This window comes from Rhodococcus sp. LB1, from assembly GCF_001583455.1.
Classification (GTDB): Bacteria; Actinomycetota; Actinomycetes; order Mycobacteriales; family Mycobacteriaceae; genus Rhodococcus_F; species Rhodococcus_F opacus.
The window spans coordinates 1-12,805 of sequence record NZ_LTCZ01000438.1; the positions used below are offsets into that span (position 1 = coordinate 1).

General features: G+C 61.7%; 12 protein-coding genes and 3 pseudogenes. 4 read left to right on the forward strand and 11 right to left on the reverse strand.

What is annotated here, in order from left to right:
- Positions 1-238: pseudogene (locus AZG88_RS52365) on the reverse strand (hypothetical protein); the annotation flags it as partial.
- Positions 239-548: 310 nt separating this feature from the next.
- On the opposite strand from AZG88_RS52365, the gene AZG88_RS46875 reads away from it, so the two are divergent.
- Complete coding sequence (locus AZG88_RS46875) at positions 549-1,820, forward strand: AlbA family DNA-binding domain-containing protein (protein ID WP_061701420.1); 1,272 nt, start codon at positions 549-551, stop codon at positions 1,818-1,820.
- A gap of 2 nt (positions 1,821-1,822) precedes the next feature.
- Here the strand turns inward: AZG88_RS46875 and AZG88_RS46880 are convergent, their stop codons facing one another.
- From AZG88_RS46880 to AZG88_RS51315, 10 genes and pseudogenes are all read right to left on the reverse strand, one after another.
- The gene (locus tag AZG88_RS46880) at positions 1,823-2,698 is read right to left on the reverse strand and encodes a hypothetical protein (protein ID WP_231914454.1); all 876 of its coding nucleotides are present in this window, start codon (positions 2,696-2,698) and stop codon (positions 1,823-1,825) included.
- 168 nt (positions 2,699-2,866) lie between these two features.
- Complete coding sequence (locus tag AZG88_RS54865) at positions 2,867-3,076, reverse strand: ATP-binding protein (RefSeq protein ID WP_231914455.1); 210 nt, start codon at positions 3,074-3,076, stop codon at positions 2,867-2,869.
- Positions 3,077-3,109: 33 nt separating this feature from the next.
- On the reverse strand, positions 3,110-3,847 hold the full coding sequence (locus AZG88_RS46885; RefSeq protein WP_061701421.1) for a hypothetical protein: 738 nt from the start codon (positions 3,845-3,847) through the stop codon (positions 3,110-3,112).
- Positions 3,844-4,695 (reverse strand): RAMP superfamily CRISPR-associated protein, encoded by an 852-nt coding sequence (locus AZG88_RS46890; RefSeq protein ID WP_061701422.1) that lies wholly within the window; start codon positions 4,693-4,695, stop codon positions 3,844-3,846. The genes AZG88_RS46885 and AZG88_RS46890 overlap by 4 nt, the downstream gene beginning before the upstream one ends.
- Positions 4,692-5,132 (reverse strand): hypothetical protein, encoded by a 441-nt coding sequence (locus AZG88_RS46895; RefSeq protein ID WP_442971776.1) that lies wholly within the window; start codon positions 5,130-5,132, stop codon positions 4,692-4,694. Before AZG88_RS46895 ends, AZG88_RS46890 begins: the two co-directional genes overlap by 4 nt.
- Positions 5,133-5,412: 280 nt before the next feature.
- Complete coding sequence (locus AZG88_RS54870) at positions 5,413-6,006, reverse strand: zinc-binding dehydrogenase (RefSeq protein ID WP_231914456.1); 594 nt, start codon at positions 6,004-6,006, stop codon at positions 5,413-5,415.
- A gap of 42 nt (positions 6,007-6,048) precedes the next feature.
- Positions 6,049-6,450: pseudogene (locus tag AZG88_RS55925) on the reverse strand (alcohol dehydrogenase catalytic domain-containing protein); the annotation flags it as partial.
- 20 nt (positions 6,451-6,470) lie between these two features.
- Complete coding sequence (locus AZG88_RS55930; protein ID WP_082833661.1) at positions 6,471-7,124, reverse strand: TetR/AcrR family transcriptional regulator; 654 nt, start codon at positions 7,122-7,124, stop codon at positions 6,471-6,473.
- 127 nt (positions 7,125-7,251) lie between these two features.
- Positions 7,252-8,580 (reverse strand): MFS transporter, encoded by a 1,329-nt coding sequence (locus tag AZG88_RS51310; RefSeq protein WP_082833662.1) that lies wholly within the window; start codon positions 8,578-8,580, stop codon positions 7,252-7,254.
- The gene (locus tag AZG88_RS51315) at positions 8,577-9,947 is read right to left on the reverse strand and encodes an alkyl sulfatase dimerization domain-containing protein (protein WP_197488045.1); all 1,371 of its coding nucleotides are present in this window, start codon (positions 9,945-9,947) and stop codon (positions 8,577-8,579) included. Before AZG88_RS51315 ends, AZG88_RS51310 begins: the two co-directional genes overlap by 4 nt.
- Positions 9,948-10,200: 253 nt before the next feature.
- On the opposite strand from AZG88_RS51315, the pseudogene AZG88_RS51320 reads away from it, so the two are divergent.
- From AZG88_RS51320 to AZG88_RS46915, 3 genes and pseudogenes are all read left to right on the forward strand, one after another.
- Positions 10,201-10,545, forward strand: a pseudogene (locus AZG88_RS51320) (AMP-binding protein); the annotation flags it as partial.
- 726 nt (positions 10,546-11,271) lie between these two features.
- Complete coding sequence (locus tag AZG88_RS46910; protein ID WP_156517777.1) at positions 11,272-12,066, forward strand: phosphoadenosine phosphosulfate reductase domain-containing protein; 795 nt, start codon at positions 11,272-11,274, stop codon at positions 12,064-12,066.
- Between the two features lie 285 nt (positions 12,067-12,351).
- Entirely contained in the window at positions 12,352-12,714 is a 363-nt protein-coding gene (locus tag AZG88_RS46915; protein WP_061701426.1) for a hypothetical protein, read from the forward strand.
- Positions 12,715-12,805 lie beyond the last annotated feature (91 nt).

Sequence of the window (12,805 nt, forward strand, 5' to 3'; positions counted from 1 at the left end):
CCGGCGCATCCGGCGAGAGCGGCACCAACGCCACCGACACCAGACGCTTGTCCTCGGCGACACCGTTCACCGACAACGCCGCCACGTCGGTGCGGTCCGCGACCAGCCAGCCAGCCGTCCACGCCTCACCCTCACGCACCTCGACGAACACCCCATCCGCCGGGAACACCCCACCGGCAGGGGCGGCTACACCCGCCCCCCTCGTCACGTTCTCGACAACTGCAACGTCCACAGACATCACAACTCCAAACCCCCGGACAAACAGCCGGGCTCACCGGAGCGGAAAGGTGGTCAACCCCCTCCGCCCCGCATCAATTGGGACACCGAAAACATAGCCCACCCCACCGACACAAACAACCCGAAACACACTGCACAACAAACGAATTCGAGCCGTACACCGCTCACAAAAACACCCCGGAATCAAGCCCCCGAGCACGAAAAACGCCACCCACCCATCCCGTGCCGGGGCACGGGATGGGTAAGTTTCTGACCAGGTATTTCGGCATTGCCCGCGGGATACTGCAACGCCGCCGGTAACGTCATCTGCCATGTTGACAGCGGCTGAGATCGAGCAACACATCGCGAACGTCGGACACGAGACTCGCAGCATCGAGTTCAAGGGAGCGGGTAACGCGACGGACAAGTACTACTTCGCGAAGATCGTTCGCGCCGCACTGAGCATGGCAAACCTGCGCGACGGCGGATACGTCGTACTCGGCGTCGATGACACGAACGGGGCTCTAACGGTCACCGGACTCGATGCCGATCAGATATCCGAGTGGACAAATTTCGACGATCTTTCAAGTGCACTGGCGGTCTACGCTGACCCCCCGTTGAACTTCGATGTGAATTCCGCGGAGCTAACCAGCGGTGCGCAAGTTGTGGTGATCCAACTCCACAACTTCACCGACCTGCCGCATCTGTGCGCGAAAGGTCACAACGAAGGCAAGGACGTAACCCTGCGGAAAGGCGCCCTCTACGTGCGCAACCGCAGCAAGCCCGAGACCAGCGAGGTGGCCTCGCACGTGGAGATGCGCGAGGTCCTCTCCATTGCCACGCAGAACGCGCTTCGCGAGTTCGTAGCGACTGCGCACCACGCCGGCCTCCAGCTCCAGGCTCCCGACGCATCCGCACATTCCACTGCAGCCTACGATCGAGAATCCGCGGAATGGGAGACCGCCAACGACTACGCCCGCCGCCAACTCGGCTACTGGGACATCGTCATTCGCCCGCAGCCATACGACGCCGACCGCCTCGACCGCGACAAGCTCGAGTACGTGTTGGCGCAATCGACAGTACGTATGCGCGGGTGGCCAGTTCCTTACATCGACCACGCGAAGATACTCAATGGTCAGACGTACATCGGCTGCGACATCCCTGTAAGGAACACCCCACACGAGGAGCAGTGGCGGCTCTTCACCTCCGGCCAGTTCCTGCACCGCCGTGTGCTGATGGCCGACCTCACTGACAAGCCCGATCAGGTCCGCGTTTGGGAGGTGCTGTTCTATCTCACCGAGGTCGTCGAGCTCGCGGTCCGGCTATCTCAGTCGATGACCCCACCGACGGGGGTGAGTGTGCAAGCTAGCTTGCACGGCGTTGCGGGGCGCCTCCTCGTATCTGGCGAACCTGGATGGCATCTCCATGACGATTGCCGGACCAGCGACTCATTCCTCACTGGATCGATCGATGTTCCGGTATCGGAGTTGCTTACCGACACGCGAGCACTCGCCGTGCGAATGGCGAAGACCATCCTCCAGGGATTCGGTTACAGGACGACCAACGAGGCACTCAGCGACTACCAGCAGGAACTGGACAGCTGACGCTACGTCTCGCTCGGGGCCGGAGGGCGAATCATCTGGACGTTGGCGAGTCCACCCTGGTTGATGCAATCCTCGGCAAGGTCGTGGACTTGTTGGTAAAAGTCCAGGCTGTCTGCGTCCGCGCGGACAGTTGTCGATACCGGAGCGTACCGAGCGATGGGAAGGGACGACCCCGTGTAGGTGTGACCGAAGGGGTCGGCCGTCTGAAGGATCAGCGGTGTACCGAGCTTCCATTCGATCCCGACTCTGACCTCGTACTCGTTCGTGCCTCGTCGTTCACTGACCGCTCGGATCAAGCCCATGAGGTCGGCGACGGCGCATTCGAGTGCAGGGGAGTCGATGTGATCGCCCGGATTGTTCCGGTCCCTCGCAATGGGATGGCCACCTATGGCGGCGGCGAGAGTGACAGCGCCGTCGTGGTGGATGCTCGCCCATGCCTCTTTCCATCGGTCGGCTTCTGCCTTCTGTGTGTTCGCGGCTACCCAACGGCGCAGGCCCGGTCGCGGGTTAAGCCGATCGACTGACTCGAGTGGGTGGGTCCCGCCGCGGCCGGCGTAGACCAGTGCATGGGATTCGGCGGCCTCGAACACCTCTCGGGCCTGGTCACGCGTTGGGCGGACGGTCTGGGAGGCAGGTAGGCGGGGGTGGGCCACAGCGATCAGCCAGGCGCGCTTATCGGTGTCTCTGCCGGTAGCCGCATCGTTGTAGAGGTTCGCGAGGGCCTCTGCCTCGTGGCGGCGTTCGTCGAACCGAGCCCGGTACATGGCTTCGATCTGGCGCTCTTTCATCCACACGGTGTCGGCGTCGTTGCGGATCGGTGCCCCGAAGTACTCGTTTCGGTAGATGAGGTGCGGTCCGTCGACACTGGCCGGCACCACGATGGCCACCGCTCGACGACCGGGTTCGCCGACAACATGGATTCCGAGCCCGAAGATCGGTGGACTGATTGCTGTGACGGCCGCACTTCGCAGGGCACGTTCATGGGTTTCGGCAAGTTCCCCGACGTCGAGCCGCCCAGTCGCTGCCTTCTGCGATTCCTCGATCCCCTAGACGATCGTGCCCCCGCCACTGTTAGCCATCGCGGCAATGTCCTTCGGATAATCCATCTGCGGCAACCCTTTAGCGGGCGGCAGTTCAGACTTCCAATCCAGATCGTCGGTTTCCTTGAGCCCGTTCTCAACGACAGCGTCGATCATCTCGTCGGTGATCGGTCCCGGCTGTTGTCCGAGAATGCGGTGGATCGCGGTGAAGTCCATGGTTGAAATCTCTACCACCAGGAGGAACTCGGACTAGCGCGCGGGCAGCACAACCTGGCGCCGACGAGCCGGGTGCATGTACGGCGGCCGCAACCCCATCTGTCCCCCGCCGCCGGTACGCACGTCGTCGGCGCCGTGCAGGCAGGCCGGGGGTGCGGTGCGGCCGAGGCTGCCGTCGGGGTGCAGGTGCGCGAACTCCCACCGGTCGGCGTCCGGGTGTTCGGTGATCTCCCAGGACAGGACATGCCCGTGTCCGCTGCCTCGTTTCTTTCCGATCGAGACGATGGACTCGAGCAGCTCGACAACGGCGCCCGGATCGCCAACGGCGCGCCACACCAGGTGCCGGCACACGGTCAGCGGCAGCGGCATCACCCGCGAGCGGTAGCGGCCCTGGCGTTCGGACACCAACGCCGGCAATTCCGCCGACATCTGGTCGAGTGCTTGCTGGTCGGGGCGGGCGGACCAGTACTGCACGTGTGGACCCGGCACTTCGTCCTCCGGCCACGCGAATGTTGCCGCCCAATGCCAGCTGTCGGCGCCGTCACCGGGGCAGCGGGCCAAGGGCAGGTCCAGGTCCTCGGGGACGGTGTCGGGGCTGTAGGGGGTGTAGTCGGTGCCGGCCTCGCGTGCGGCGGCCTTGGTGTTCTCGCGGATCTCCGAGGCGAGGAGGCCGTCGAGGCTGATTCCCCACGGCACCGCGTGTGCGACGCCGGCGGCCATCCGAGCCCGGATCACGATCGGCACCATCCCCGCAGCGATCTGAAGGGTCATGTCGGGAGTGAGAGCAGGGTTTCCAGGGCCTCATCACGGCGTGCGGCGACGATCTCCCGCCAATCGACCACCGGGGCACCAACAGAGTGTGGGGCGAGTGTGGTGGCGATCTGGCCGTGCCCGATCCCGGTGCGCCCACCGAGCCAGCCGGTGCGGGTGAACTCGGCCAGGACGTCGGCTGTGAAGGCGTGGTCGAGGTCGGAGCCGCGGTTCAGTTGCACCCACGATTCGAACCGGGTGCCCGGCGCCAGGGTTTCGATGTCGTATCGCATCACCGGCGATCCCGACCCACCTGTCTCGGCGTCGGGGTCGACGGTGGTGCCGGCGTGGCCGGTGGTCACGTCGTCGAGGTGTGAGTAGGACTCGAGGGCTTCGATGTCGAACCTCGATGGGATCGGGCCTGGGTACTCCCGGCGCAGGATCGGGGTGGCTTCGGTGACGATCGGCACGACGTGCCCGACGCGCAGGCAGCCGTCGATCGGCGCGGCGCCGACGGCGCCGCCGAACACGCTCAGCTGCGGGATCAACTCCCTGAGTTGGTGCAGGCGTCGGCCGGTGATCGGCTCCGCCTGGGTTTTCACGATCGCGCCGCCGTTGCGCAGGGTGTGCGCGACCGCCAAGGGCAACTTTCCCTCGTAGCCCAGGACATCGCGCAGGAGCTCCTCGCCGATCCGGCGCAGCACGCCGCGGAAGGAGTTGCCGGAGATCACCGGGACCAGCTCCACCGATCCGTCGGGTTGGATGATCTTCATCCTTCGGCCGATCGCGGTGGTGCCGATCAGCTCCCCTCGGTGCGAGATCGGCGACCGGGCGGTCATCTCGATCTCCCACACCCGCGACACGGTCACGACGCCAACCCCTGCTCGGTGCGGGCGGCACGGACCGCGTCGGCCACGATCCGGGTCCGCAACGTCAGCGCGGAGGTCTGATCGCGCATCACCTGCAGCACCGGCCGTGACTCGCTGGTGAGCAGTATCGCCAGCTCGCCGCGTTGCTCGTCGGTGCGCGGGTGTGAGCCCAACCGGGCGGCCGAGGCGGTCCACCACTGGTGCAGGTTGATGCTGTTGTAGGTGGCCAACCGCACCCGGGTGGGCAGCAGGTTGTCCCAGTAGTCACTGCGGCGGGCGGCCAGCCAATTGCGGTCCGACCAGTCGATTCCGTAGTGCAGCAACAACACCAACCGTTCCGCCACCTGCCCAGCGGGGTCGGTCAGCGCCGGAAGTTGCGGAACCGCGGCCAGCCAGCGGTCGGTCACCGAAAGTTCGTTCTCCCCCGACATATTCATCACCCCGGATCCTAGAGAACTCGAGGTGTTTTCTCGAGTCCACCGGGCGCCGGTGGCCGGGGCTTTGCTCGTCGCCCCCGCCACCGCACCAGTGTGACCTGCTCGAGGTCTGCGGGAGATGCCCCTACTGCATCCAGATGAAGGCGGTCAGGATGATCGTGTGCATCCCGACACCGATCAGGAACACCAAGAACTGGTCCCAGTACGCCTCCCGGATCGCGGAGGACTTCTCGAACCTCTCCATATGATTGGGGAAATCGCCCTTCTGGCAGGAGCGTACCTAGTCTGGCACGACTACCATTCGGCCGTTGACGCCCCCTGCCTGGAGCCTGTCGTAGCCATCAACTGCTTCCTCGATCGAGCACGTTTCGGTGTCGACGAATAGTTCACAATTTCGAGCGAGAGCGAAGAGTTCCACGAGATCCGGATAGCTTCCCCAAAAAGGCGCACAAACTTCAACTCCACGGCCGACTTCTCGTAGACTAACTCTAATCGAGCCATCACCGATACCGATCATAAGGATCTTTCCGCCGACAGACACCACTTGTCGGCAGAACTCTGCCGAATCTTGGGATCCGACACAGTCGAAGATTACGTCCGCACCTGCGCGTGCGCTCACTTCTGAAACGACTTCAATAGCAGACTCGCCGAAGATTGACTGAAAGTCAGAACCGATGGATTCGGCACGCGTCAGTTTGTCGGGATCGATATCAACAGTGACTACCCTTGCATCGGTGAGTATGCGTAGTAACTGAACTACGAACCGGCCGATGCCGCCGAAACCAATCACCACTGCGGTACTTCCCGAACTCAGCTTCGATCGGGCGCGTTTTACAGCGTGATATGCGGTCAAGCCCGCGTCGGTGAGCGGCACCGCTGAGATTGGATCCAGATTTCCTACTTGAACTAGTCGGTCTGGGCGGTCAATTAGAACGAAATCGGAGATTCCTCCGTCTGATCCTAGCCCGGGACTAGGGGCCGGGGATTCTTTTGGGAAAGTGCAGTAGTTCTCGGACCCGGCTTCGCACGCTGAGCAATTCATACAGCCCCGCGGACCATATACCGCAACGACGTCCCCCATGGCCACTTCGGTAACGTTCGGGCCCACTGCCACAACTCGCCCGACGATTTCATGTCCCAGCGTGAAAGGTGGCTCCGGGCCTATCCCTCCATCAGGTTCTGCCATAATTGCCAGGTCGGAGTGACAAAGGCCGGCCCCGACGACTCTCAGTAGAACCTCTCCATCACGAGGCACAGGTCGATCTACTTCGACCAGCTTCGCCCTGTTACCTCGCTGGGTGAATCGGACGGCTCGCATCTTCAAAAGTGACTCCTGGGTCAAGTGGGCGATATTGCCTGGCGATTCGAATTGCGAGTGGAATCGTTGCTTGTATCTTCGGCAATAAGAAGTCCGTACGCGCAGTCGATTAAACCTGAGATCCACGTTTCGCCGCCGACGCTCGGGCCGTCGGAACTTTCGTGATCCGCAACGGTGTGCACGACTAGGTTGGCGACCATCCGAATTCTCGATTCAATCGTTTCCGGAGGGAGACCGTGCAATTGTTGTGCGATTTCAGATCGGACTCTTCTGAAGCTCGAAGCTGTGTCCCAGTCGTAGGCAGGATTGATAGATCTACTCGAATGCACGAGGGCGAGGAACCTACAATAGTATCCTCCTCTTCCGCTCACGGTCGCCAGTGGTAAAATGAGGGCTTCTAAGAGGTCTCGGAGAGCGCTCGGTTTTGCCGGATCTTTCAGTTGGTCTAACATTTTTAGACGCTGATCGTTGATCGATTGCATTCGATACTCGACTATCGACATAACAAGGCTCTCGCGGTCCCCAAAATGATACTGCGCGGCGGCTGTGTTTCTCTGGCCTGCCGCCGCTCCAATCTCGCGAAGTGATACTGATGCTATGCCGCGTCTTACGAATAGTTCTTCGGCCGCAACTATTATCGCGACCTTTGTGCTGTCAATGGCCTGAATATTCACGTATGCTCCGAGTAACTAGGTGTTCGCGGAGACGAAGTTGCCTCTCCCGTACTGATCGTACAGGCCCTGAATCGCTCCACGCGGGATGACTGCAGGTGTGCGGCGGGATTGGGGCTGCGGTGGATAGTCAGTCGTTCGCAGAAATCGGCTTCATATTCGTGGGTGGTACCTCACTATATCGAGACTTCGGACGTAGCCTCTCTGCTATTAGCTCGCGATCACGCTCGGGTTGTATCAGGACAAAAGCTGCGAGGGCGCCGACAATGCAAATACCGCCGCTAAGTAGCCATGCAGCTTGGAGTCCGGATGCGATCCCAAGTTTAGATGTTAACGCAGCCGCTATCAGCGGCGCGATGATGCCTGCCGTGGGGTAGAGCATTCCGAATATTCCAAGAGTCTTTCCTCTATGTGCAGTCGGTGCAATCTCGCCGCAGACGGTGAGGGAGATTGCAAACACAGCGGAGCTAAGGTGAGTCAAGCAGACAAGTACTACCTGTACGGCTGGACTATTTACAGTTACCACGCCGAGGTGAGAGAGCGCGGAGATCGTTAGACTCACCCCGCCGACTCCGCCTCGGGCGATACGTGAGGATATGCCCTTGTTTAGCAGGTGCCGGGTCAGTAGTCCCTGACCCAGGTACGCGACCAATATCGTAAACAGTTGTGTGGCGACCGTGATCTGCGCGATTCCGGTAGGCCCTATTGATAGTACTTTTTGCAGGTACATCGGCTTGTAGGCCAGTGCTGTCCCGACGACCCAATACGCTGCGAAACTGGCAACTACGACACCGATGAAGGACCTCGAGCGGACAATCGGCCAGTAGTTGGTGGAAGTGGCCCGTGGGTCGACGGTCTCCGTTTTCCTCCGAGTGGTGGAACCGGGTGCATCACGCCCAAGTGCCATCCAGAGGATGCAGAATGCAATACTTATTATTCCGGTCACGTTAAACGCTGAATGCCATCCGTGCTCGACGATGAGGTAAGTGACCAATGGCGCACCTACCAGAACGCCAATACTACCTCCCGCGGTCATTATTGAACTTGCCAGACTACGGTCTCGATTTGGTAGCCAACCATAGGCGGCATGGTTGATGAGCGGTACAATCGGACCCTCGGCAGCGCCAAGGGCTACACGAGCGATTAGCAGAGTGGCAAATCCACCGGCGAGTGTTACGGAAATCTGAGATATTCCCCAGATTGCGACTAGTATTGCGATAATCCATTTCGGGCTGAATCGATCGGAAATGTATCCCACTGCTAGCGCTGTGAGTGAAAAGGCGAAAAAGAAGAGCGAGTTGATGATCCCGTACTGGGCCATCGTGAGGCCCTTGTGCTCGATCAACTCAGTGGCGGCGAGGCCAAACGATACCTTATCAATGAAGTTGACGACCATTAGAACAGTCAGCAGTCCGACGACGACCCAAGGGTACACCCGGTGCGTGGAGAGTGTGGTCATTGTTCTGAACGATTCTTGACAGTTTCGCGGGATCGCTTGTGTGTCGCGAGGCGGACCGCGGTAGTTGCACTGTTTCTTGCGGCGTTGTTTAGTATGTTTCTCGCGATGGAGGATTCCTGTTGGGCGGCATATTTCGAGTATGCTTCGGCTCGAAGCTGAAGGGTTCTCGGTGCCGAATCTCCGCTTTGAAAGACCGCCTCAATAAGGTGGCATGCGAGTGGCAATTCGCCGTCTGTTAGTAGCTCTTCAGCGCGATCGAGGACTTGCTGCGCCCCGCCAGAAAGGGATATCCACTGTTTTGCTGTGCTCAGTCGGGGTGCAGGGAGGAGATTGTCCGGCTGTCCATCGTACCAGCCGCCGTACAGTCTCCAGATGTTTCGGGCTATGAACTGAGGGTGATCGTATACCGGTCTCAGATAGGGTCGGCTAAGGAGATGCTTCGGAATTTCGAGGCTGTGGAGAATCGCGTCTAGCGTGGCACCCTCATTCATCATTCGGAGGGTCTGGATTTCGATCGATTCGAGTAGTTCTGCGGTTTCGATTAGCGCTTGCTCGACGCGCTCCGCTCCGATTATTGGAAGGCCGTGACCGGGTACCATTATCTCGGCCTTCTTGCTGGCCATCTCCCGCAGGCTTTGGGCCCACTCGGATGCGTATCTTTGGACCTTCTGCGGGTTTCCGGCATTGGGCACCGCCCAGATGAACAGATCGCCGGGGTGCAGTAGGCTGAGTTCAGGGATCCATGTCCATACGGCGTCGTCGGTTTCGCCGCGCGCGTGTGTTAGTTCGGCGTTGAGGTCACCGATTCTGAGTTTCTCAGTTTGATTGAATGTGACGTTCGGGTACCGGTATTCGGCTGGCCAGCCGAAAGACTCCTTCTCGATCGCAAACTGGCGTTGGTTTACGGCGGTGTTCCAGCCTTGAGTTTTTACGTACCGGTTGAAGTTTTTGGGGAGATTTTCGTGGGCGTACACGACCGGTTTGGGTCGCCCCATTGATTCTGCCTCTGCATCGAGGGTTAATGTCCCAAAGATGTGGTCAATGTGGTGGTGTGAGAGAACGACCGCAGAAACTTCTGTGTCCGGTCTCCATTCGCGAAGCTGGTTGAGGAATTCTGGCGAGTCGGGTTGTCCCCCGGCATCGAGAATCAGGAGGCCGGCGCCAGTGTCGATGGCAGCAATGCTGGACATCCCTTCGAATACCCATATCCGATCAGCAATCTCTTGCGATTGTTCCACGGTGCTGTGAACAGGGTGATCAGTACCGCCCGTGTAGAGGTTTCCTGACCACGCCAGTTCTGCGAGTTCGAGAATCGTTCCGGCTGGAGAGAGGTGACTTGAAAGCCCGCCTCGGTGAATCTTCTTCATGGCACTCCCTGCGTTGGTTAAAACGAGTGTGTTACACGTTAGCGGTTGGTTCGTGGTGTGTAAACAGATTGCGAACATTGGTATTGCGAGCCCCGTGTTTGTGGCCCGAGGATCGGCAGTCGCCGACGTAGTCGGTGCCACACTGAAACAGTGCTGGCTGCCGAAGCGCCGGTCGAGTTCAGTTGACCCGAACCCTGGGCGCCTCGGGTGTCGGGTCGTTGGTAGTGAGTCGTCACGCCGATAGGTGATCGCCGCGAAGACCGCACTCGAACTCATGGTGACAGAACAGATCACGATCTTCGCCGGTGTGCCGACCATGTACTGGGCGTTGCTGGGCGCAGTCGACGAGAGCGTCGACGTCGAGCAGATCGCCCGCACCCTGCGGCGCGCGATCTCCGGCGGCGCCGCGCTCCCGGTAGAAATCCTCACCCGATTCTCCGAGCGTTTCGGCGTCAGGATCCTCGAAGGCTACGGCCTGTCCGAGACCTCACCTCTGGCAATGTTCAGCGATCCCGAACGCGATCCCCGCCCCGGGTCGATAGGCGTGCCGGTCTGGGGCGTCGAGGCCATGCACGTCGACAAACACTGGAACCCCGTCCTCGCCTCTGAACTGCCGAAACAGGCCGTCGGGATGGGTGGTTTACGCCTGCCGGGTGGCGCGCAGACCGACATCCCACCACGGGTCCGCACGGCGCCATGGGGTCAGTCGGGTCCAGTCGTCGAATACCTGTGGCCACTCGTCGGCGGGGAGGCGGCGCAGTACCGCGTAGGGCGGGTCATCGTCGCCCAACAGGGTCTCGGTGAACCCGTGGCCGCGGAGCCTGCGCATCACCTCGAGGCGGGCGGCGTCGTCGGCCTGCCACTTCAAGTGGGCGTCATCGACCGTGACCATGCCCCAACGTGCGTCCGGGAGCAGGTGCTTGCGCCCTGGCCGCAGCGGCACGATCACCGCCGTGCCCGGGTCAATCGTGGTGGAGAGCACCTGATGTAGCAGTGTGGAGTCCGCCGATCGCAGGGTCGGAGGCTTCTGGGTGACGATGTGGGCCTCGATACGCAGCGACCGGTGCCGATACACCCAGACGCACACTTCGCACAGGCGGCGGCCGGCAAGGTTCGTCCACGACTCGTACCCGGTGAACCGCCGTGATACGACCTGCCCGACCGGACTCATCACCGCCGTGGTCCGGCCGCAGCGCGCGCACCCAGCCACGCGGGTATCAGGTGCGCCGGCCACGTCAGGGATCCCGACGGCGGCGGTGTACGCAGCCCACACCACATCGATGGGGGCAGCAATGGTCATGGGTGGCACCGTAACCTGCCAGCTGTGGTGAACGCACCGGACCCCGGCCTGGACCTGGCAATGCTCCGCGGCCTGCAGGCACCGTCGGCGAAGACTGGCCCGAGCGCCGTCGCCGACATCCTGACCCGGATTGAGGCGCACCTCGCACGGCACGACGGGTACGTCGCGTTCTCCGGCGGCAAGGACTCCCTCGTCGTCCTCGATCTCGTCCGGCGCGTGGAACCGGATGTGCCGGTGGTGTTCTTCGACTCCGGCCTCGACTACCCCGAAACCTACGACTACCTCACCGAACTCGCCCACACCTGGCGGCTGGACCTGCACCGCATCCCCACCGACCCACCACTACTGCAGGTGCTCGCCGACTCCGGCCACTGGAACCACTCCGCCCCTGTCGGCACGCCCATCGATTTACACGCGGTGCTAATCACCGAACCCGCCCGCCGCGCGCACCAACTCCTCGGCCCCGGTGAGCTGTGGGGTGTGCGGGCCGACGAATCCACCGCCCGCCGGCACCTCTACACCCGCGGCGGCCGCCGCGACGGGACCATCACCCGCGCCGACGGAACGACCGCGTACGGGCCGATCTGGAACTGGACCACCACCGCCGTCTGGGCCCACATCGCCCGCCACCGGCTCCCGGTGAATCCCGTCTACAGCAGGCTCACCCAGCTCGGTGTTACCGACGGACAGCACCGCATCTCCCACCTCATCGACGGTGGCCACCTCGATCGCGGCCGGCTGACCTGGCTTCGCCGGGGATGGCCGGCCCTCTTCGAGCAACTCGCCGACACGCTTCCCCGCATCCGGCAGCTGACCTGACACTACGGCCGGACAAAACGCGTGTACGACGCCCTGGACATGCCCCTGCGCGCGTCTGCGAGGGCCCGCCGTGAAGAATTCGCCGATTCCGCCCCACCGACCGACGCGCATATCTGACCGAACGTATGCGGCAACCTGGGGTGATGACACGTCCCCGGTAGGGGTGCACGCGTGCTATCGAAAAGGGTTGGTCTACTCAGACCCTAGGGTGACTACTTCAGCTTGACCCGTCGGCGCACACTCGTGATGTCAGATCGCGCTCGCACGCCCAGTGGGGATACACCGATGATCCACAACGTCACGACTTACAACACGGATTCACCCCAGAGCGCTGCCCGGAAAAGCAAGGCGCGCTTCGCCTTCGTTGGGCTTGCAGCTCTGGCGATCACCCTCGGGGCTAGCGTCGCCACCGCCGCCGCTCGACCAGCGCCAATACTTCCGGGTGACGCGTCCGATCAGCCGAGCGGAGGCGAAGGCGACGCGGTTCTCCGTACCTACGGTCGCGGAAACTCCGGTATCGCGGGTCAGGACGCGGACTGCAACATCAGGCTTGACGAAATCAACGGCACAAAAGACTTAAAGGCCCAGACCGATCTTGCCAACGCTGCAAACCAAGCAGGCTGCAAGATCTTCATCACCCACGAATAGTGGCCCGACGAAGTCGTAGTCCTCGCAGCCAGTCGTGAATGTCCTCCATGACCTTGCGGGGGCGCGGCACGGTCGAGTGCACCCGCACTTC